20 protein-coding genes are annotated in these 20,712 nt (G+C 39.9%); 15 read left to right on the top strand and 5 right to left on the bottom strand.

Going from position 1 to position 20,712, the window contains the following annotated elements; all coding sequences use genetic code 11:
• Positions 1–96 precede the first annotated feature (96 nt).
• The 5 genes from MKZ14_RS13320 (at position 97) to MKZ14_RS13300 (ending at position 3,748) form a co-directional block, all read left to right on the top strand.
• Entirely contained in the window at positions 97–1,284 is a 1,188-nt protein-coding gene (locus tag MKZ14_RS13320; protein ID WP_333006850.1) for a hypothetical protein, read from the top strand.
• A gap of 17 nt (positions 1,285–1,301) precedes the next feature.
• Complete coding sequence (locus tag MKZ14_RS13315; RefSeq protein ID WP_333006849.1) at positions 1,302–2,477, top strand: amidohydrolase; 1,176 nt, start codon at positions 1,302–1,304, stop codon at positions 2,475–2,477.
• Positions 2,478–2,582: 105 nt separating this feature from the next.
• The gene (locus tag MKZ14_RS13310) at positions 2,583–2,735 is read left to right on the top strand and encodes a YpzG family protein (RefSeq protein ID WP_004231380.1); all 153 of its coding nucleotides are present in this window, start codon (positions 2,583–2,585) and stop codon (positions 2,733–2,735) included.
• A gap of 117 nt (positions 2,736–2,852) precedes the next feature.
• Positions 2,853–3,389: a hypothetical protein gene (locus tag MKZ14_RS13305; RefSeq protein ID WP_339280082.1), complete on the top strand. Its 537-nt coding sequence runs from the start codon at positions 2,853–2,855 to the stop codon at positions 3,387–3,389.
• Between the two features lie 20 nt (positions 3,390–3,409).
• Complete coding sequence (locus MKZ14_RS13300; RefSeq protein WP_339280080.1) at positions 3,410–3,748, top strand: cupin domain-containing protein; 339 nt, start codon at positions 3,410–3,412, stop codon at positions 3,746–3,748.
• A 30-nt stretch (positions 3,749–3,778) separates the two neighbouring features.
• On the opposite strand, the gene MKZ14_RS13295 is transcribed toward MKZ14_RS13300, so the two are convergent.
• Entirely contained in the window at positions 3,779–4,270 is a 492-nt protein-coding gene (locus MKZ14_RS13295; protein ID WP_036077375.1) for a GNAT family N-acetyltransferase, read from the bottom strand.
• Positions 4,271–4,339: 69 nt separating this feature from the next.
• Here MKZ14_RS13295 and MKZ14_RS13290 point away from each other — a divergent pair, with 69 nt between their 5' ends.
• Positions 4,340–4,768: an NUDIX domain-containing protein gene (locus MKZ14_RS13290; protein ID WP_036077373.1), complete on the top strand. Its 429-nt coding sequence runs from the start codon at positions 4,340–4,342 to the stop codon at positions 4,766–4,768.
• 52 nt (positions 4,769–4,820) lie between these two features.
• Here the strand turns inward: MKZ14_RS13290 and MKZ14_RS13285 are convergent, their stop codons facing one another.
• The 3 genes from MKZ14_RS13285 to mscL all read right to left on the bottom strand — a co-directional run bounded on the left by MKZ14_RS13285 (position 4,821) and on the right by mscL (position 8,730).
• Positions 4,821–5,981: an aminotransferase class I/II-fold pyridoxal phosphate-dependent enzyme gene (locus tag MKZ14_RS13285; RefSeq protein WP_339280079.1), complete on the bottom strand. Its 1,161-nt coding sequence runs from the start codon at positions 5,979–5,981 to the stop codon at positions 4,821–4,823.
• 3 nt (positions 5,982–5,984) lie between these two features.
• Complete coding sequence (locus MKZ14_RS13280) at positions 5,985–7,100, bottom strand: methionine biosynthesis PLP-dependent protein (protein ID WP_026023403.1); 1,116 nt, start codon at positions 7,098–7,100, stop codon at positions 5,985–5,987.
• Positions 7,101–8,340: 1,240 nt separating this feature from the next.
• Positions 8,341–8,730, bottom strand: coding sequence for a large conductance mechanosensitive channel protein MscL (gene mscL / locus MKZ14_RS13275; RefSeq protein ID WP_036077369.1), 390 nt, complete (start codon positions 8,728–8,730; stop codon positions 8,341–8,343).
• Positions 8,731–8,935: 205 nt separating this feature from the next.
• Here mscL and MKZ14_RS13270 point away from each other — a divergent pair, with 205 nt between their 5' ends.
• Entirely contained in the window at positions 8,936–9,634 is a 699-nt protein-coding gene (locus tag MKZ14_RS13270) for a lytic transglycosylase domain-containing protein (RefSeq protein ID WP_333003990.1), read from the top strand.
• A gap of 35 nt (positions 9,635–9,669) precedes the next feature.
• On the opposite strand, the gene MKZ14_RS13265 is transcribed toward MKZ14_RS13270, so the two are convergent.
• Positions 9,670–9,927: a GlsB/YeaQ/YmgE family stress response membrane protein gene (locus MKZ14_RS13265; protein WP_004231402.1), complete on the bottom strand. Its 258-nt coding sequence runs from the start codon at positions 9,925–9,927 to the stop codon at positions 9,670–9,672.
• An 801-nt stretch (positions 9,928–10,728) separates the two neighbouring features.
• Here MKZ14_RS13265 and MKZ14_RS13260 point away from each other — a divergent pair.
• The 8 genes from MKZ14_RS13260 to MKZ14_RS13225 all read left to right on the top strand — a co-directional run bounded on the left by MKZ14_RS13260 (position 10,729) and on the right by MKZ14_RS13225 (position 20,552).
• Positions 10,729–11,904, top strand: a complete 1,176-nt coding sequence (locus MKZ14_RS13260; protein WP_339280075.1) for an amino acid deaminase/aldolase — start codon at positions 10,729–10,731, stop codon at positions 11,902–11,904.
• Positions 11,892–12,074: a hypothetical protein gene (locus tag MKZ14_RS13255; protein ID WP_339280074.1), complete on the top strand. Its 183-nt coding sequence runs from the start codon at positions 11,892–11,894 to the stop codon at positions 12,072–12,074. Before MKZ14_RS13260 ends, MKZ14_RS13255 begins: the two co-directional genes overlap by 13 nt.
• Positions 12,016–13,104 carry a D-arabinono-1,4-lactone oxidase gene (locus MKZ14_RS13250; protein ID WP_339280073.1) on the top strand — a complete coding sequence of 363 codons (1,089 nt, stop codon included), beginning with the start codon at positions 12,016–12,018 and terminating at the stop codon, positions 13,102–13,104. Before MKZ14_RS13255 ends, MKZ14_RS13250 begins: the two co-directional genes overlap by 59 nt.
• Positions 13,105–13,474: 370 nt before the next feature.
• Positions 13,475–15,145 (top strand): dihydroxy-acid dehydratase, encoded by a 1,671-nt coding sequence (gene ilvD / locus MKZ14_RS13245; protein WP_036077358.1) that lies wholly within the window; start codon positions 13,475–13,477, stop codon positions 15,143–15,145.
• A gap of 485 nt (positions 15,146–15,630) precedes the next feature.
• Entirely contained in the window at positions 15,631–17,397 is a 1,767-nt protein-coding gene (gene ilvB, locus MKZ14_RS13240; protein ID WP_333003981.1) for a biosynthetic-type acetolactate synthase large subunit, read from the top strand.
• Positions 17,394–17,909: an acetolactate synthase small subunit gene (gene ilvN, locus MKZ14_RS13235; RefSeq protein WP_016991907.1), complete on the top strand. Its 516-nt coding sequence runs from the start codon at positions 17,394–17,396 to the stop codon at positions 17,907–17,909. The genes ilvB and ilvN overlap by 4 nt, the downstream gene beginning before the upstream one ends.
• A gap of 86 nt (positions 17,910–17,995) precedes the next feature.
• Positions 17,996–19,030 (top strand): ketol-acid reductoisomerase, encoded by a 1,035-nt coding sequence (gene ilvC, locus MKZ14_RS13230; protein ID WP_016991908.1) that lies wholly within the window; start codon positions 17,996–17,998, stop codon positions 19,028–19,030.
• Positions 19,017–20,552, top strand: coding sequence for a 2-isopropylmalate synthase (locus MKZ14_RS13225; protein ID WP_339280072.1), 1,536 nt, complete (start codon positions 19,017–19,019; stop codon positions 20,550–20,552). The genes ilvC and MKZ14_RS13225 overlap by 14 nt, the downstream gene beginning before the upstream one ends.
• Positions 20,553–20,712 lie beyond the last annotated feature (160 nt).

Genomic DNA, 20,712 nt, shown 5'->3' with positions numbered 1-20,712 from the left:
TGTTTTTCTTCTTTTCTGTAAAAATAGAATTTTAAGAATAATTAGTATTATTATAGATGACATTAAAAAATTACTAAGTTAGGAGAATTCTTTGATATGTCGCAAATGTTAGCACTGACGATAGTACTTGCTATTCTTTACATCGGAGATATTGTAGCAACAAGAACGAAGGCGTGGATTCCATCTGTGTTCGTCTGTGCGGTATTATTTTTAATCGGCTATTGGACATTCTTCCCGAAAGATATTGTGAGTATTGCCGGGATTGGTCCAGTCGTTGCCACGATGTTAATGTATTTACTAATTACGAACATGGGTACACTTCTGTCCCTTAAGGAATTGAAAAACCAGTGGAAAGCCATTGTTATTTCTTTAGCTGGTATTGTAGGCATCATCGCCATATTATTTACAATTGGTGCCTTGCTATTTGATTTAAAAACGATGATTGTGGCAGTTCCACCATTAGTCGGTGGTGTTGTGGCAGCGCTAGTGATGTCAGAAGGCGCTTCTGCGGCTGGCTTAGAGGATTTAGCCGTCTTTGCCATTGTGATTTACGTCATTCAAGGTTTTGCAGGATACCCCATCACGTCCATTGTATTGAAGCGTGAAGCAAAACGTTTATTAAAGGAACACCATCAGGGGAATTTACAATCGGTTACAGAGGTAGAGGAAGATGCTGAACAGTTATCTGAGCAACCGAAATTATTTAGGAAAATTCCTGCTAAGTACAATACAGAATACTTTAAATTTTTCCGTTTAGCGCTTGTTGGATTATTAGCGTATGGTACATCTACAGCATTAGCACCTGTAGTGACAGTCAATGCATTAGTGCTATGCCTAGTGTTTGGTGTGCTTGCATCGACATTTGGTTTTTTAGAAAGACAACCATTGCAAAAAGCAAATGGCTTCGGCTTTGCCATTATGGGCTTAATGCTCTTTATATTCGATGGCTTAAAACAGGCATCCCCTGAAATGCTGATGCGTATTATCGTGCCATTAGTTGTGTCAATTGTCTTAGCGGTCATTGGTATGTATATTTTCTCTTTCATCGCAGGGAAAGTTTTAAAGGTCAGCCCAAATTTAGCATTTGCTGTATCCTTAACAGCGCTCTATGGGTTCCCGGCAGATTATATATTAACGAATGAAGTAGTAAAATCGTCCACAATCGATCAAAAAGAAAGAGATATGCTGTTAAGTCATATGTTGCCACCGATGCTTGTGGGAGGTTTCATTAGTGTAACGATAACATCTGTTATACTAGCAGGTATTTTTGTCAATTGGCTATAAAGAAGGAGAGAGTCAGCATGAATAAAATGAAAGAAATTATTGCAGAATTAAATAGTGAGCTTGTGACGATTCGTCAAAAATTGCACAGCGAGCCAGAGCTTTCTTGGGAAGAGTATGAAACAACGAATTATGTAGCAGCGTATTTAGAGAACCTTGGTATTCCGTATAGACGAACAGAGCCAACAGGCATTATTGCGGAGTTAAAAGGGGGCAAGGAAGGAAAAACCGTTGCCTTACGTGCGGATATGGATGCATTGTCAGTTTATGAAATACGAGAAGATATTCCGTATCGCTCTAAAACGGATGGTAAGATGCATGCCTGTGGTCATGATGCACATACAGCCATGTTGCTAATTGCAGCTAAGACATTACATACGGTACAAGAAGAAATTGAGGGAACAGTTCGTTTTATTTTCCAGCCAGCTGAAGAAGTAGCTACAGGCGCAAAAGCGATGGTAGAGCAAGGAGCAATGAAAGGTGTAGATAACGTCTTTGGTATTCATATTTGGTCACAAATTGACACAGGAAAAATTCAGTGCAATAAAGGTCCTGCCTTTGCCTCTGCTGATATTTTCAAAGTACGCTTTAAAGGGCAGGGCGGGCATGCCGCAGTACCACATGATGCCATTGATGCCGTGATGATTGCTTCAACGTTTGCTTTGAATGTTCAAACAGTTGTGGCACGTACAGTCAATCCACTTCGACCCGCCGTTCTTACAATTGGAAAAATGGAGGTTGGTACACGCTTTAATGTAATTGCGGAAGATGCCATTTTAGAAGGGACAGTGCGTTGCTTCGATAAAGAGGTTCGTTCACATATCGAAGCGCAAATTCGTCATTATGCTGAGCAGATTGCGTCACTTTATGGTGGCACAGCAGAGGTTGTTTATGAATATGGTACACAAGCCGTCAACAATGATGTGGCGAGTGCCAGCTTAGTCGAGCGCCTTGCAGCTGAACATTTTGGCGCAGAAGCTTATCATATTGATGATCCGACAATGGGTGGAGAAGACTTTAGCTTTTACTTAGATGAAGTCCCTGGCTGCTTTGCCCTAGTAGGCTCAGGCAATACAGAAAAGGATACACGCTGGGCACATCATAACGGCCATTTTAATATCGATGAAGATGGTTTGCGCGTTGGAGCCGAATTATATGTACAATATGCGTTAACTTGGTTAAGCGAAAACAAATAAAGAGAAGTGGACAAGCTTCTTAGGAAATTAGTATAAATTCACCTTAGCTGGTCATAATAAAGAAGATTTCACTTATGAAATCTATAATGATGAGGAGGATGAAAAATGAGTAGGTTCGAACAACTAGACCCCAAATCTCAAAAAATCCACCGCAACTGGTCAAGGATTAAGCGATCAAAATCGCAAGTAAATGGTGAAACGGAGATTACCCTCCATAACCGTCTCTTGCGAAGTGAAGCAAAGGCCCGTCAGTTTTAATCATGCTAGAAAAGTAAGTGTCATCAAGCCCAGAAAAAATTCTGGGTTTTTCTTTATGAGTAAAATGAGAAAGATGTATAATATAAGTAATTTCTAACAGAAAAGGAGAGGAATGCTATGATTACGCCTATTCCAATTTATCTACAGCCATTTGCAGAAAACGTGCAGTTTATAGATGGCGTTGAATCACAGTTTCAGCTCCAATCTAGCGCAGGCAATAAACAATTTGAAATTTGGTATCACGGTGATTTGCTAATGATTGAAGGAGAGGAAATGCCTTTTATTACAGGCTCAACCGCTAAAATCGTTGCCAAAGATCCTTTAACAGCGGAGGAAATTTTGCTCTTTGATGCCACGCTACATGGTTATAATGCGCTATTTTGTGAGGCGTATACCGAGGCACATCATGACAACCGTCCACTGGAGAAATATATTCTGCCTGTAACAGAAGTGGTATTATCATTTTTCTATAATATCGACTATGACGAAGAAATAGACGACTATGAGGTAGATGAACAAGAAAATGTACGGCTCATAAATGGAGAAACCGCTAACTGGGAAACGATTAAAAGAAATGGCTATGATGCATTTGCTTTTTATTTCAAAAAAGAAGATGGAACACTTTTAGCATTTGCTGAAGAAGAGCTAGCCTAATAGGAAAGGATTTTCGCGAAATGCAAATCATACAATTTACACAAGATTTAGCAAATCCAATACATCAATACAAATCCGTCGATACATTTTATAGAAAAATCACGAAAACGGAAATGCCTACGACGATCGGTTTCATCTATATTGAGCCAGGTGGAGTGGTTGGTATGCATGATGCCCCCGTTCCACAGCTCTTTATCGTTATTAATGGAGAAGGATGGATTAGTGGTGTAGATGCTGAAAAAATCACGCTAAAAACAGGGCAAGGCGTGCTATGGCAACAAGGACAGGCACATGAATCTGGTAGTATAACTGGCCTAACAGCACTTGTTATCCAAGCGGAGCAGATAAATCTTACATAAATAAAAGTGTAACGGTAGTTGCAAGAACCGTTACACTTTTTCGTATTGCTTCACCCATTTAACTGTCTTAAGTAGATGACCATCAAATTGTTCATCAAATTCTTCTATCGATACAAATCCCTTTGCTTGATAAAAATGCATACCAAGTTTATTTTCTTTCTCTACACAAACAAATAAAGACGATAGATTTGGGAGCATACGTAAGCCTTCCTGTAAGAGTGCAGTACCAATGCCCTTACCATGCATATCAGGATGTAAATAAATCGCATATAGCTCCGCCTCACCTTGTGTTACATTTGAAAAATTAGCAAAGCCTACTAGCTTTTCATCAAAAATTGCAACAAGAAAGGGACTATTGATAAGACGTTCGATTAAACGTTCTCGACTATAGGCTTGTTGTATAAAACGATCTTGAATGTCATGAGGAATGATTCCCTCATATGTATAGTGCCAGCTTATTCTAGCAATTTCTTGTACAAAAGTAATGTCATTTTCTTGCATCTGTCGTATAATAAGTGTCAACACTTTTCACCTGCTATTCCAATTTTTTTCTTTATTGTAACATTTAATCATTCAAAGGGGGTCACTTTCATGCAAGTAGTTGAAAAAGCATTTGGCTATATCACGAGAACGCATGAGGATCAATTACAGGTACTCGTATTTGAACAGAATTCAGTTGGGGCAGGTATCCAGGTGCCCAAAGGTACGGTAGAGGAAGGGGAAACACCTTTAGATGCTGTGAAACGTGAAATGCTAGAAGAAACAGGTCTAACCACACTTGTCGTTCAAGCGTTAATAGCACAGGACTATTTTAATCATCCATCAGGTGTTTTACAGAAACGGTATTTTTATCATTTAACATCCGATGAAACACGAAATACATGGCAGCATCATCCAACTGGCTTAAACGAAGGGGATTTACTCTTTTCGTTCTATTGGATTTCAGCTGAGCAAGATGCCTTGCTAGCAAAGGGGCATGGGGATTATTTATACCGATTGTTAGCAAAGGTGAAAAATTGAACCTATCACAATTAAACCGCGTCTAGTTGACGCGGTTTTTATGTTGATTCAACTAAGCCTTGGCAGCAATCTCTAGGGCTTGTGCAAAATCAGCAATTAAATCATCCACATGTTCAAGTCCTACAGAAAAACGTAAAAGGCCATCAGTGATGCCACGTTTAGCACGCTCCTCAGGCTCCATAGCAGCGTGACTCATTTTTGCAGGGTAAGACAGAATAGATTCTACTCCTCCAAGAGAGACCGCAAATACTGGAATTGTCATCGCCTCAACCAATGCTTTTGCAGCAGCATAGCTTGGTAGTCGGAAGGATAAAACAGCCCCAGGACTCGTGCTTTGACGCTGATGAATAGCGTAGCCAGGGTGTGAAGCAAGTCCTGGATAGTAGACCTGCTCAACTAGTGGATTACTAGCCAAATAGGCAGCAATTTTTTGTGCAGATTCAGCAGAACGACTAAAACGTACATCTGTTGTTTTAATGTTTTGTAGTAGTGTGAATGAATCCTGTACACCTAAAATATTACCGAATGAATTTTGGATAAAGTAGAGATCCTGACCTAGCTTTTCATCGGCAGTAACCGTTAAGCCAGCAATAATATCAGAATGTCCAGATAAAAACTTCGTTGCACTATGAATGACGACATCTACACCAAGTTCTAGTGGGCGTTGGTGTAACGGTGTCATAAAAGTATTATCCAAGAATGTAAGGCAGTGGTGTTGCTTGGCAAGCGCCACTACACCACGAATATCTGTAATGCCTAACGTTGGATTTGATGGTGTTTCCATATAAAGTAGTTTTGTAGCTGGCGTGATTGCTGCTTCTACAGCTGCTAGATCCGTAAAATCTACAAATGTATGGGAAATCCCAAAGCGCGGCAACACCTTTGTTACAAAACGATAGGTTCCACCATAAACATCCTCAGTCATGACGATATGATCTCCCTGCGATAACAGCATTAATGCTGCTGATACGGCAGCGATACCAGATGAAAATGCATGGGCACGAACGCCTCCCTCAAGCTCTGCTACAGCTTTTTCTAACGCATCTCTTGTAGGGTTGCCTGAACGAGCATAATCATATTCTCCAAATTCATCTATACTTTCTTGATGGAAAGTAGAGGACAGATACATCGGGACGTTAACAGCCCCTTTTTTATTACTATAGCCATCACGAACACCTGCGTGAATGAGGCTTGTTTCAATACGTTGCTTCATCAATTACGCCTCTTTTCTAAGGATATCAAACACTTGTCGTAAGTCTGCAATTAAATCTTCTGCTTCCTCAATGCCAACAGAGAAGCGTAATAAACGATCACAAACGCCACGCTCCACACGCTCTTCATAAGGCATATCTGCATGTGTTTGTGTAGCAGGATACGTAATAAAGCTTTCGACACCGCCAAGACTTTCAGCAAAAGTAATTAACTTTAAGTTACGAAGGAATGGGTCAATCCACTCAGGCTTTTGCAAGCGGAATGACAGCATGCCACCTTTTCCAGTGTAAAGGACATCGGTCACTAACTCTTCTTCCTCTAAGTAAGCAGCAATCGCCTTCGCATTGGCATCATGTTGTTTTAGACGAAGATGCATTGTTTTTAAACCACGAATAAGTAACCATGAATCCATAGCTCCTAGCACCATGCCACTGCCATTATGAATAAAGCCAATGCGTTCGGCTAATTCTGTGCCTTTAGCAACCACTAGCCCAGCTAATACATCATTATGACCACCAATATACTTCGTTGCAGAATGAAGCACAATATCTGCGCCTAATTCAATAGGGCGTTGGAAGTATGGCGTATAAAATGTATTATCCACAATTAGCCATGCCCCATGCTTATGTGCTAACTCCGCATACACTTGTAAATCAAATTCCTGCATAAGTGGATTTGTTGGTGTTTCAATGAATATTGCACGTGTATTTTCATTCATTAATGCCTCTACCTGTTCAACCGATTCAAATTTAGAATAAACAGGTTTGATATTATAAGTATCTTGGAAGAAGTTAAATAGTCTATATGTACCGCCGTATAAATCATCTGGCACGACTAATTCATCGCCAGGCTTAAATAGGGATAACACCAATTGAATGGCAGCCATCCCTGAACTACAGGCAAAGCCCATATCGCCACCCTCTAAATCAGCAATTCCTGCTTCTAAAAGAGCACGTGTTGGATTTTTTGTACGTGTATAGTCAAAACCAGTAGACTCACCAATCCCAGTATGTTTATAAGCAGTCGATAAATGAATGGGCGGACTCACAGCTCCTGTTGCTGGGTCACTTAAATTACCAAGTTGTACAAGCTTTGTTTCAATACTTCTGTTTAATGTCATGACGTCACTCTTTTCTTCAATATTATTAAAAGCAACTAATTTTGCTTTCAATTTAATAGTATTCTCAATAATTGTTACCAATTTAACATGGATACTAAAGAAGAACAAGTTGATTTCTGAAAATTAGCTAGATTATTTAAAGTTAATCACCTAGGAATAGTAGGAGATTAATTTACTTCCTGTTATTTTCTAATGGAGTGATCTTTAGTAAGAACGAGCAGTTTCAAATAGAGCTAAAAGAAGTGGAGGATAGTTTCTAGTTAGCGGATACAAGATAGAAAGTAGCGGTTATAACGTGAAAAGTAGCGGATAGAACGTGAAAAGTGATGGATAGAGCAGGCATATTGAGGGATAGGTTCTAAAGTAGCGGATAAAACATGAAAAGCAGCGGATACAACGTGAAAACTGATGGATAGAGCAGCCAAAGTGAGGGATAGATTCTGAAGTAGCGGTTAAAACGTAAAAAGTAGCGGATACAACATGAAAACTGATGGATAGAGCAGACAAAGTGAGGGATAGATTCTGAAGTAGCGGTTAAACGTAAAAAGTAGCGGATACAACATGAAAACTGATGGATAGAGCAGGCAAAGTGAGGGATAGGCTCTGAAGTAGCGGTTAAAACGTAAAAAGTAGCGGATACAACGTGAAAAGTGATGGATAGAGCAGCCAAAGTGAGGGATAGATTCTGAAGTAGCGGTTAAAACGTAAAAAGTAGCGGATACAACATGAAAACTGATGGATAGAGCAGACAAAGTGAGGGATAGATTCTGAAGTAGCGGTTACAACGTAAAAAGTAGCGGATACAACATGAAAACTGATGGATAGAGCAGACAAAGTGAGGGATAGGCTCTGAAGTAGCGGTTAAAACGTAAAAAGTAGCGGATACAACGTGAAAAGTGATGGATAGAGCAGCCAAAGTGAGGGATAGGTTCTAAAGTAGCGGTTAAAACGTAAAAAGTAGCGGATAGAGCAGGCAAAGTGAGGGATAGGCTCTGAAGTAGCGGATACAACGTGAAAAGTAGCGGATAGAACGTGAAAAGTGATGGATAGAGCAGGCGAAGTGAGGGATAGATTCTGAAGTAGCGGTTAAAACGTGAAAAGCAGCGGATACAACGTGAAGAGTGATGGATAGAGCAGGCGAAGTGAGGGATAGATTCTGAAGCAGCGCATAGAACGAAAAAGTAAAGGATACAAAATAAAAACATCTGCCTTCTTCAAATGAGAGACAGATGCTAATAGGTTAGGCTTGTTCTTTTTTAAGCAAGTCGCGAATTTCTTTGAGAAGCTCTTCTTTGGCATCGAGTTCAGGTGTTGGTTCTTCCACGACTGCCTCTTCTTTTTTACGTGTGAGCTTCGTCATAATTCGTAAGGCCATAAAAATGGCAAATGCTATAATTAAAAAATCAATGATGGATTGTAGAAATACACCAAAATTGATTTGGGCTTCACCTGAGCCAAAAACAAAACTCTTTGTTAAATCAATACCACCCGTTAAAACACCGACCAATGGCATGATGATATTTTCAACTAAGGAGGTAACAATTTTACCGAAAGCACCACCAATAACTACTGCTACTGCTAGATCGACAATATTGCCTTTCATCGCAAATTCTTTAAAGTCTTTCCACAAAATAAATTCCTCCCTATTATTATCCAAATAAATGAATCAATCTGTATTTTACTATATTTTTACCAAACCTTTCAACTGCTTTCATGGTGGAAATGATGTGTTTCTTCTAAGAGGATGACTTCAATCTTTCAAAATTGAAAAGATCTACTGCATATTACGGAAAATTTGGTAATATAGAAAAAGAATACTAGATTAGGTGTGACGTATGGCTAAGAAAAAGAATAAGAAACCCATGTTATCACCCGCGACAAAATTGGGTATGATAGCATTATTGATTCCCATTGCAATTACCGTGTATGTTCTCACATTTTTTGCGTGGAAGGAGCTTCAAACATTACCGATTTTTGAAAAGCTTGTACAGCAAAAGGCAATCGAGGAGATTCAACAGCACTTCGATATGAATATTCCTGAGCAATACATTCCCGTATATGTAGCTGCAGAAGAAAAATATGGTGTACCATGGACATTACTTGCTGCGCATCATCGTATTGAAACGCGGTTTTCTACGGTAGAATCAATGGTATCATCTGCGGGGGCAGAGGGGCATATGCAATTCATGCCCTGTACATTCGTTGGCTGGCAGCATCCCACATGCTCAGGTTTAGGAAAAGGAAGCATAACGAAAACTGAATTGATGAGTCCTGAGACAATTGCTAAATACGGAGGATATGGCGTTGACGCAAATGGCGATGGAATAGCCGACCCCTATGATATTGAGGATGCAGTATTTAGTGCTGCGAATTACTTATCTAAATACGGTGCTGCGACAGGGGATATTAAGAAAGCTGTTTATCAATACAACCATAGCAAGAAATATGTAGATGATGTGTTATATTACTACCAATTGTATAATGATTTTCACGATGAACTCCAAGCAGCAGTTCTTTTAAATGAAAAAAAATAAAGAGCCATCACAATGGATGGCTCTTCATTACATATTTAAGTTGCTTTACGCATACCTTTTAAAATAAGGCTGACGATAAAGATCAACACGATGGCACCGATTAGTGCTGGGAACACATAGAAATCACTTACTCTCCAGCCCCAGTTCCCTAAAACCATACTACCAATCCAAGAACCGACAATCCCTGCAATAATATTCCCGATGATGCCACCAGGTACATCTTTACCTAAAATGACGCCAGCTAACCATCCAAGAATTCCTCCGATAATTAAATACCAAATGAAACTAATCATTACTTTCATCTCCTTAAATTTAAGATATAATGGCGATTACTTAGTTATACCCTGAATGGAGTAGATTAAACACTGTGATGTTGTTTAGTAATTATTACATGTTGTAAATGAGACTGTAGACAAGTGAATGCAGGCTCTTTTGCTGTCCTCACTTTATAGCTAATCCAACTGCATAAATTACTGTGAAAATGTCCACATTAACTACAATTACTTCTATTTTGTACATAGACCAATTATCGCTTACTTCTATAGTATGTTCATGCATTTAATTCGTACCAGAAATGCTTGCAATGCCCAATCTCCATCAGCAATAAAATAATTAGCCATTTAACTAAATTATTTACTACAATCATCTTTTCATTCATAAAAAAGTCCACTATTTGTTGAAGCAGAATTTCAATCCCCCGTGCAGTCACATATTTCAGAGGGTGAAATTTTTTTGCGAAAAAGAAAAATGGGTAAATTTCCACTTTTTAATAGTTTGAAAATTCTGTATAAAGGGATTATAATGTAGAAAAGGAGCGTGGTCATATGAATATGGCTGTTATGAAACGTTTAAATCGTCAAGGCTTTTTAATTGCTGGTTTGCATTTATTAGTAATGCTAAATCTTGCAGCTGATTTCTTATTCGCATCGTAACCAATTTAATAGAAAGGTGAATGAAATGTTTATCCCATATTAAAACAACCGTGTAGTCTTATTGAATAACAGGCTCACGGTTGTTTTATTTTGCTCAAGTGATTAAAAAAGGAATTATTCTGTTAAATGTCAAATACATAGTACAGACAAGGGAGTGATGAAATGACGTCAAGATTGGATCAAGCATTTTGTGATTTGGAAAGACCATTTGCATGGTTAGATTTAGATGCACTAGATAAAAATATACAAATGGTTCAAGATGCATGTGGGGGAAAACAAATTCGTATTGCAACAAAATCGATTCGTTCTATTGAGGTCCTTCGTTATATACAAAAAAAACTTGTGAATGTTGTGGGGTTTATGACATTTACTGCAGCAGAGACCCTTTTTTTATTAGAGCAGCAGTTTGATGACTTATTGCTTGGCTATCCAGTAATGGAGGAAGCAACGATGCGTCGATTGTTGCATTTTGTAAAGGAAGGAAAACTCGTCACCTTTATGGTAGACAGACCAGAACATATCCAACTATTGGCGAAATTAGGACAAGAGATTGGCGTACGTGTACAGGTTTGCATTGATCTTAATGTTTCTAATGATTTTAAAGTATTGTATTTTGGAACAAAACGTTCGTCATTGTCTTCTCTTGAAACGTTGACACCTTTTTTACAAACCATTCAAAACACCCCTGTAATTGAAGTGGTAGGAGCGATGGGCTATGAGGCTCAAATAGCAGGGGTTGGCAATCGTCCTGCAAATGCTTTAAAAGGTAGAGTCATAGAAGCCATGCAAGTACAAGCCAAAAAGCAAGTAACGCAGTTTCGTCGATTAGCGATCGCCCATATCAAGGCTTATTTTCCAAATCTACGCTTTGTTAATGGTGGAGGATCAGGAAGTATGACGTACACCAATCAACAGAAGGAAGTAACGGAAATTACAGTTGGCTCGGCTTTTTATGCACCAGCATTGTTCGATCAATTTACACATTTACAGCTAGAAAAGGCTGCTGGATTTGCCTTACGTGTAACAAGAATGCCTGAAAAAAATATCGTTGTTTGTCATGGGGGAGGCTATACGGCTTCTGGAGCCATTGGGATGGATCGTTTGCCTGTATTCTATGACCCTACCACTTTTGCATATCTTAGCCTAGAAGGCGCAGGGGAAGTGCAAACACCTATTAAGGTCAAAGGGAAGAGTATCAATATTGGCGATACCATTTATTTTCGACATGCGAAGGCTGGAGAGCTTTGTGAGCGTTTTCAGGTCCTGCATGCTATTCGCGGGGACAAGTATGCAGGACATTACACAACATATAGGGGGGATGGACAATGTTTTCTATAGAAAAATGGCGAAATGGTGAAAAGTGGACAAACTGGGCTGGGAATGTTATTTCCTATCCGAGTGAAATGTATTTACCACACTCTATTGATGAAGTTTCAGCAATTGTGAAGCATGCGTGTCAATCAGGAAAGACAGGAGGCAACATTATGGGCGGGGACCTACCTATATGAAATTGGACCAATGCTAGCGAAACACGGCTTTGCGTTAATCAATATGGGCGATATTCAGGAACAAACCATTGCAGGTGCAGTGTCAACTGGCACACATGGCACAGGGGTTACACTTGGTTCTCTTTCGTCAGCTGTCGAGGCATGGGGGTTTGTAGACGGCACTGGGACTTATCAGGAACATAGGAGAGGGATGGATGATTTATCTGAAGCGCTGCATGTATCTCTCGGAATGCTTGGTGTTCTTGTCAAAGTAACGATTAAGGTCATGCCTCTATATGGTTTGCATTATATTGGGGCAAGAGAAACGTTGACAAATGGTCTCTCGCTATTTGCCGAGGATATTCGTCAGCATCGTCATGTGGAGTGGTTTTATTTCCCTGGTAGTGAAACAATACAAGTAAAACGGATGAATGCAGTCGCGCCTGTCTTTCAAAGTGAATGGAATAAAAGAATAGAAACGTTAAAGCTACAAATAGTAGAAAATGGGGCCTTCTTTGCGATGTCAGAGCTTTGTAAATGGAAACCACGTTTAATTGGTGCTATGAGCAAGATAGCGGCTGCCAATGTGGTAGAAAGTGAAAAAGTAGGGATAAGCTATGAAATTTATCCTTCACCTCGAAGCGTGAAGTTCCAAGAGAGTGAATATGCCATCCCTTTACCCCATTTTGAAGCTTGTTTAGAGGAAATCCATGCAACCTTTAAAAAAGGCACTTTTAATGTTCATTTTCCTTTAGAGTGTCGAACAACTGCAGGTGAAGCAGGTTTTTTAAGTCCAACACAAGGGCGTGAGTCGGCTTTTATCGCCTTTCATATGTATAAGGGAATGGCAGAAGAGCCTTATTTTAAATGGGTGCATACATTGATGCAAAAATATGAAGGTCGTCCTCACTGGGGAAAACAACATCATTTAACAGCGCAAATGGTTCATGCGTTGTATCCAGAGGTTGAGAAGTTTTTAAGCATTCGACACCAATATGATCCTGAACAAGTATTTTTTACAGGATACTTAAAAAAATTGTTTCTATTGTAAGCGTTATCTCTCTGATTCTGTGATTTAGCTTATTCAAATATATGGCAGATATTTATTCACTCATTTTTGTTTATTATTAAAAAATTAAAATTTGAACGAAATGTCAAAATTTTTATCAAAGCGAGATAAAACTGATGCTTAATCAGCATGTAAACGATTTCAATTTTGACAGATTTTTTGAATTGTTTAAACAATTCAAAAAATACTGTTGACGAGACCTTTTTTTCGTACTATGATAACAACAATTTAACACGTTCGTTACAGCAGTTATCATCTAAGAGACTGTTACTCTATAAACAAAAATTAAAAAGACAGAACATTTTGTCTATAGCGACGAACATAGTATGGATAGCAATGAGGGGCGTTTAAAATGAGAAGTGACATGATTAAAGTAGGCGTAGATCGAGCGCCACATCGAAGTCTTTTATATGCAACAGGCAAAGTAAAAGCAAAAGATCTAGGCAAACCATTTATTGGGGTTTGTAACTCTTATATCGACATAATACCAGGTCACGTTCATTTACGTACGTTCGCTGATGTAGTGAAAGAAGCTATTATTGAAGCGGGTGGTATTCCATTCGAATTTAATACAATTGGCGTCGATGATGGTATTGCAATGGGGCATATAGGTATGCGTTATTCCTTACCAAGTCGTGAAATTATAGCAGACTCAGCTGAGACAGTTATTAATGCACATTGGTTTGATGGCGTATTTTATATTCCAAACTGTGACAAAATTACACCCGGAATGCTTATGGCAGCAGTTCGTACGAATGTACCATCTATCTTTGTTTCAGGTGGTCCAATGGAGGCGGGAACTTCTGCAGCAGGGAAACAGCTTTCCTTAACATCTGTGTTTGAAGGTGTAGGAGCGCACAAATCAGGAAAAATGTCTGCGGAAGAGCTGCTGGATATTGAGAATAATGCTTGTCCAACATGTGGCTCATGTTCAGGGATGTTTACAGCAAACTCAATGAACTGCTTAATGGAAATGCTCGGTGTTGCTTTACCAGGAAATGGTACAATCGTTGCCACTTCTGAAGAGCGTCACAAGCTGATTAAAGAAGCAGCTAAACAATTAATCCGCATGGTCAAGGAAGATATTAAACCTCGCGATATTATTACAAAAGAGGCAATTGATGATGCTTTTGCTCTTGATATGGCAATGGGGGGCTCCACAAATACAGTTCTCCATACATTAGCAATTGCCAATGAAGCCGAGATAGATTACAACATTGAAGATATTAATAAAGTAGCAGAAAGAGTGCCATATTTAGCAAAAATCATGCCTGCTTCAGATATTTCAATGGATGATATTAATAAAGCGGGTGGAGTTAGTGCCATTATCAATGAATTAACATCTATTCCAGGTGCTATTCATCCAGACCGTCCAACCGTAGCAGGCGTTACAATGGGTGAGCTTGTCAAAGATTATCACATCACGAATGATCAAGTCATTCGAACAAAAGACAATCCATATAGTGCTGTAGGTGGATTATCGGTTTTATTCGGTAACATCGCACCTGATGGCTCTGTTATTAAAGTAGGGGCAGTTGATCCTTCTATTAAAGTATTCAAGGGTGAGGCAATCGTCTTTGATTCACAAGAAGCAGCGCAGGAAAACATTGATAATGGAACGGTGAAAGAGGGCCATGTAGTCGTCATTCGCTATGAAGGACCTAAGGGTGGCCCAGGGATGCCAGAAATGCTTGCACCAACATCTGCAATTCAAGGTCGAGGCCTTGGTACAAAGGTTGCATTAATTACAGATGGTCGTTTCTCAGGGGCATCTCGTGGTATTTCAATTGGCCATATTTCACCAGAAGCTGCTGAAGGCGGTCCAATCGCTTTAGTAGAAAACGGAGATATTATCGAAATTGATCTACCAAATCGTACGATTAATTTACAAGTTTCAGATGAAGTTTTAGCTGAACGTCGTGCAAAATTACCAGTCTTTGAGCCAAAAATCAAACGTGGTTGGTTAGCAAGATATTCAAAATTAGTGACGAGCGCTTCCACTGGCGGCGTAATGAAAATTTAACAACTAGATAAATAAAAACGTTGATGAGGTTAAAGGTTCTAGAGCCTTGTATCTACCAGAGAGCCGGTCGTGCTGGAAGCCGGCGATATAACTAGATCCGACATCCCCTCGGAGTGGGCTATTAAACGTGTTTACACCATTAGATAGCTCCGGGCATAATCGAAAGTGCTCGTTATTAATGAATAAATGTTTTATGACACTATATTGGATGCGATGTCTTTCGCATTGGTGCATAAATGCAGTCATTTATTCGCGAGGTAGCAATTATTTGCTATAAAAAAGGGTGGTACCATGGAAAGTCTTTTTCATCCCTACGTAAGGTAGTTCTTTGCGTGTGGAGAAAAAGGCTTTTTATTATTTTCACAATGCAATTGAACAGCCTCTCAACGAAAAGGATGAGAGGAATAGTCAATCCAGCTATTGACACTTCACTAATCTACAACACTGATGTGTGAGTTTGAAAGAAATGAAGGAGGCAAAATTTGATGAGTGCGAATGTTTCAATCAATGAACAAGAACAATTAGCTCCAACAGCAACAGCTGACCAAACCTATCAAGCGAAGGACGGTGCAGATGTATTAGTGCAGGCATTGCACGATCAAGGTGTTGAAATCGTCTTTGGCTATCCAGGAGGAGCCGTATTACAAATTTACGATGCGATGTATAAAAATCCAATTCGTCATATTTTAACAAGACATGAACAGGGTGCGATTCATGCGGCGGAAGGCTATGCTCGTGTTTCAGGTAAAACAGGCGTTGTTATTGCCACAAGTGGACCTGGTGCAACAAACCTTGTAACAGGTATTGCGGATGCCATGATCGACTCTATTCCATTGGTTGTTTTTACAGGACAGGTTGCGACATCTGTGATCGGAACAGATGCTTTCCAAGAAGCCGATATTATGGGGATTACAACACCAATTACAAAGCACAACTATCAGGTACAGGATGTCAATGATATTCCTCGTATTGTGAAGGAAGCTTTCCATATCGCTAGCACAGGTCGTAAGGGACCAGTTGTCGTGGATTTCCCAAAAAACGTTTCCCAAATGTTGTTTGATGTAGAGAATCCACCGCAAGCACCTGATGAAATTTATTTACCAGGCTATCAGCCAACATATAAACCAAATTATTTACAAGTTCAAAAGGCGATTCAAGCCATTTCATTGGCAAAAAACCCAATCATCTTAGCAGGTGCAGGTGTTCTTTTTGCGGATGCACGTGAGGAATTAACGACTTTCGCAGAAAAATATCGTATTCCAGTAACGAACACATTGCTAGGATTGGGCTCCATCCATGGTGAACATGACTTATTCCTTGGAATGGCTGGGATGCATGGTACAGCTACAGCAAATACAGCGATCACAAAATCGGATTTATTACTCAATATTGGAGCACGATTTGATGATCGTCTAACAGGTAATTTAGCTACATTTGCACCAAATGCAACGATTATCCATATCGATATTGATCCTGCTGAAATTGGCAAAAATGTACCGACAGATATTCCAATTGTTGCTGATGCCAAGGAGGCTTTAAAGGCACTGTTGAAAAAGGATTTCCAAGGTCCTGATACAGCTGATTGGTTAGCTTATTTAAGGAATCATGCGATGGAATATCCATTATGGTATTGCAAGGATACAAATACACAAGAAATCCTACCACAAGAGGCATTGCAATTAGTGCACAAGATTACTGAAGGGAATGCCATTGTGACGACAGATGTTGGGCAGCATCAAATGTGGGCAGCGCAATATTATCATTTAAATAATGATCATGCATGGGTAACGTCTGGTGGACTTGGTACGATGGGCTTCGGCTTCCCGGCCGCAATTGGCGCCCAATTTGCGAAGCCAGACAAAAAAGTTATTTCGATTGTAGGAGATGCAGGATTCCAAATGACGGCACAGGAGCTATCCATCCTACAGGAATTTAACTTACCAGTAAAAATAGTGATTTTGAATAATAGCTGTCTAGGCATGGTGCGTCAATGGCAACAAACATTCTATGAAGAGCGCTATTCATCATCACTTATGCCGATCCAACCAGATTTTGTTAAGTTAGCGGATGCTTATAACATTAAAGGCTATCGTATTAACACAATCGATGAAGCAGAGGCTATTTTCCGTGAGGCACTGCTGTCTGATGAGCCAGTATTAATTGACTGTCGAGTGAAACAGCTTGAATGTGTTTACCCAATGGTAGCACCTGGCACAGGCTTACATGAAATGATTGGGGTGAAAAAGAATTGAAGCGAGTAATTACCGTAACCGTGATTAACCAAAGTGGTGTATTAAACCGTTTGACAGGTTTATTGATGAAGCGTCAGTTCAATATTGAATCGATTACAGTAGGTCATACGGAGCAACCGAATTTTTCAAAGATGACCTTCGTTGTCAACATAGAGGACGAACGCAAAATTGAGCAGCTAGTGAAACAGTTATCCAAGCAAATTGATGTGTTAAAGGTCAATGACATTACCGATAAATCGATTGTTCTGCGAGAGCTAGCACTAGTAAAGGTGATTTCCCCACCAAATTTACGCTTGGAAATGAATTCAATTGTTGAACCGTTCCGCGCCCAAATTATTGATACAGCCAAAAATGTTGTGACGTATCAAGTAGTAGGACATCCAGAGAAGATTGATGCCTTTATCGAACTCATTCGACCATATGGCATTAAAGAACTTACACGTACAGGAGCAACTGCCTCCGTTCGTGAAACACAAAAAGTCTCAAACCCGCAGCTCTCTATTTTAAAATAGTTTGCATATAAAAATGAATAGCTTTATAGACAGAGCAAGTATCTTAAAGCTATAAAAACAAAACATATTCTAGGAGGAAATTAACTATGGCTACAATGTACTATGAGCAAAATATCAACGAGGACGTATTAAAAGGAAAGAAAATCGCAATTATCGGTTACGGTTCACAAGGTCATGCACATGCTTTAAACCTTAAAGAATCAGGTTTTGACGTAGTAGTAGGGGTTCGTCCAGGTGGATCCTTCGATGCGGCAAAAGCAGATGGTATTGACGTGAAAACAGTGGCTGAAGCAGCACAAGAAGCAGATGTTATCCAAATTCTACTACCTGATGAGCGCCAAAAAGCAGTTTATGAAGCGGAAATTGCGCCACATTTACAAGCTGGTAAAGCATTGATGTTTGCACACGGCTTCAATATCCATTTCGGTCAAATTACACCACCAGCAGACGTTGACGTATTTTTAGTAGCACCAAAAGGACCAGGACATCTAGTTCGTCGTCAATTCCAAGAAGGTGCTGGGGTACCAGGACTATTCGCTATTCACCAAGATGCTACAGGCCAAGCAAAAGATTTAGCGCTTGCGTATGGTAAAGGAATCGGTGCTGCACGTGGTGGGCTTCTTGAAACAACATTCAAAGAAGAAACAGAGACAGATTTATTCGGTGAACAAGCGGTACTTTGTGGTGGCGCAACACAGCTAGTAAGAGCAGGATTCGAAACATTAGTAGAAGCTGGTTATCAACCAGAATTAGCCTACTTTGAAACACTACATGAGCTTAAATTAATTGTTGACCTAATGTTTGAGGGCGGTATGGCAACAATGCGCTACTCAGTTTCAGATACAGCAGAGTGGGGAGATTATGTGGCAGGACCACGCATCATCGATGAGTCTGTAAAAGCTCGTATGAAAGACGTATTAACAGATATCCAAGATGGTACATTTGCTCGTCGTTGGATTCAAGAAAATGAAAATGGTCGTCCAGAATATACAAAATTCAAAGAAGCTGGTGCGAACCATCAAATCGAAGAAGTGGGCGCAAAACTACGTGCTATGATGCCATTCATCAACGAAGGTAAAGAAAAAGTTGTGAGAGAAGTGGCGACAAGTGCGAAAAATTGATATTTTCGATACTACGCTTCGCGATGGTGAACAATCTGCTGGGATCAACTTAAACACAGCCGAGAAGATTGAAATTGCCAAACAGTTAGAGCGCCTTGGTGTGACAATTATAGAAGCAGGATTTCCTGCTTCGTCACCCGGTGACTTTGATGCGGTCCATCGCATTGCAGGTACAGTAAAAAATTCCATTGTGACGGGGCTAGCTCGCTGTATCCAAAAGGATATTGATGCTACATGGGAAGCGATAAAAGTAGCACAACAGCCACATATTCATATTTTTCTAGCCACATCACCTATCCACATGGAATACAAATTAAAAAAATCCCCTGAGCAAGTGGTGGAGCAAGCGGTAGAGGCTGTTAAATACGCTAAAAAATTCTTCCCACTTGTACAATGGTCTGCTGAGGATGCATTCCGCTCTGATCGTGAATTTTTAGTGCGCATTATGAACGAAGTGGTTGCTGCTGGTGCAACAACGATTAATGTTCCAGACACTGTAGGGTATGCATCCCCGCAAGAATATGGTGCATTATTTAAGTTCCTACTGGAAAATGTCAAAGGTGCTGACAACGTAAAATTCTCCGCCCATTGTCATGATGATTTAGGGATGGCAACAGCTAACACGATTGCCGCAATAGAAAATGGTGCTGCACAAGTCGAAGGAACAATCAATGGTATCGGCGAACGCGCAGGTAATGTGGCACTCGAGGAAATTGCTGTAGCACTTCATATTCGCAAGGACATTTATCAGGTGGAAACGGGCATTCAGTTGCAAGAAATTAAACGTACGTCTCAATTAGTCAGTAAATTGACAAATGTTGTGATTCAGCCAAATAAAGCGATTGTAGGAAGAAATGCATTTGCCCACGAATCGGGCATCCATCAAGACGGTGTCTTAAAAAATCCAGAAACCTATGAAATTATTTCACCTGCTTTAATCGGCGAAGGTGAAATACCATTAGTTCTTGGGAAACATTCTGGTCGTGCAGCCTTCCGTGATCGTGCGGAAACAATGGGCTTCCATCTTTCTGATGAAAAGTTGAACAAAGCATTTGTGGAATTTAAAAAATTGGCTGATCGTAAAAAGGAGATTACAGAGGAAGATTTACTTACTCTTCTTACTGAGCAACAAATTCAAGTAGAAGATGTACCACTCTTTGATTTGAAAATGGTGCAGGTGCAATATGGGACTGAAAATATTCCTACAGCGACAGCTATTGTGCTTACACCTGAGGGACTAGAGAAAACCGTTGTGGCTACTGGCTCTGGTTCAGTAGAAGCAATTTTTAATACACTGGAGCAACTTGTATCTGGAGCTGTACATGTCATTGATTACCGTGTGACATCGGTTGGCAAAGGACGAGATGCACTAGGTGAAGCAGTAATTAATATTCGCTATGATGAGGTTTCGACTACAGGCCGTAATTCCTCTCAAGATGTTTTAGAAGCATCGGCAAAAGCTTATTTAAATGCTATTAATCGTCATTTAATACAAGCAAGCCTTCGCGCACATCCTGTGTAGGTTGCTGAGGTAGTGAATTGTATGAAGTACCATTCACAAGTCGGATGCAATGATGTCATGGCGTATTGTATCAATTAACCCAAAATTACGCTTAGACGTAATGACTACGCTCATCTCGATAAAAGGTAGGTGAGCGTCTTTACTAAATTAGCGAATACGC

Source organism: Lysinibacillus sp. FSL P2-0066 (genome assembly GCF_037969495.1).
In the GTDB taxonomy this organism is placed as follows: domain Bacteria; phylum Bacillota; class Bacilli; order Bacillales_A; family Planococcaceae; genus Lysinibacillus; species Lysinibacillus boronitolerans.
This window is presented reverse-complemented; position numbering and strand designations above follow the sequence as displayed.

Excerpts from the sequence above, each read along its gene's own strand:
- MKZ14_RS13265 (WP_004231402.1), bottom strand. The coding sequence starts at position 9,927 with ATGATTAGTTTCATTTGGTATTTAATTATCGGAGGAATTCTTGGATGG.
- MKZ14_RS13280 (WP_026023403.1), bottom strand. The coding sequence starts at position 7,100 with ATGACATTAAACAGAAGTATTGAAACAAAGCTTGTACAACTTGGTAAT.
- MKZ14_RS13290 (WP_036077373.1), top strand. The coding sequence starts at position 4,340 with ATGCAAGTAGTTGAAAAAGCATTTGGCTATATCACGAGAACGCATGAG.
- MKZ14_RS13305 (WP_339280082.1), top strand. The coding sequence starts at position 2,853 with ATGATTACGCCTATTCCAATTTATCTACAGCCATTTGCAGAAAACGTG.
- MKZ14_RS13255 (WP_339280074.1), top strand. The coding sequence starts at position 11,892 with ATGTTTTCTATAGAAAAATGGCGAAATGGTGAAAAGTGGACAAACTGG.
- ilvC (WP_016991908.1), top strand. The coding sequence starts at position 17,996 with ATGGCTACAATGTACTATGAGCAAAATATCAACGAGGACGTATTAAAA.
- MKZ14_RS13250 (WP_339280073.1), top strand. The coding sequence starts at position 12,016 with ATGCGTGTCAATCAGGAAAGACAGGAGGCAACATTATGGGCGGGGACC.
- ilvB (WP_333003981.1), top strand. The coding sequence starts at position 15,631 with ATGAGTGCGAATGTTTCAATCAATGAACAAGAACAATTAGCTCCAACA.
- MKZ14_RS13315 (WP_333006849.1), top strand. The coding sequence starts at position 1,302 with ATGAATAAAATGAAAGAAATTATTGCAGAATTAAATAGTGAGCTTGTG.
- MKZ14_RS13300 (WP_339280080.1), top strand. The coding sequence starts at position 3,410 with ATGCAAATCATACAATTTACACAAGATTTAGCAAATCCAATACATCAA.
- MKZ14_RS13285 (WP_339280079.1), bottom strand. The coding sequence starts at position 5,981 with ATGAAGCAACGTATTGAAACAAGCCTCATTCACGCAGGTGTTCGTGAT.
- ilvD (WP_036077358.1), top strand. The coding sequence starts at position 13,475 with ATGAGAAGTGACATGATTAAAGTAGGCGTAGATCGAGCGCCACATCGA.
- MKZ14_RS13260 (WP_339280075.1), top strand. The coding sequence starts at position 10,729 with ATGACGTCAAGATTGGATCAAGCATTTTGTGATTTGGAAAGACCATTT.
- MKZ14_RS13270 (WP_333003990.1), top strand. The coding sequence starts at position 8,936 with ATGGCTAAGAAAAAGAATAAGAAACCCATGTTATCACCCGCGACAAAA.
- MKZ14_RS13320 (WP_333006850.1), top strand. The coding sequence starts at position 97 with ATGTCGCAAATGTTAGCACTGACGATAGTACTTGCTATTCTTTACATC.
- MKZ14_RS13310 (WP_004231380.1), top strand. The coding sequence starts at position 2,583 with ATGAGTAGGTTCGAACAACTAGACCCCAAATCTCAAAAAATCCACCGC.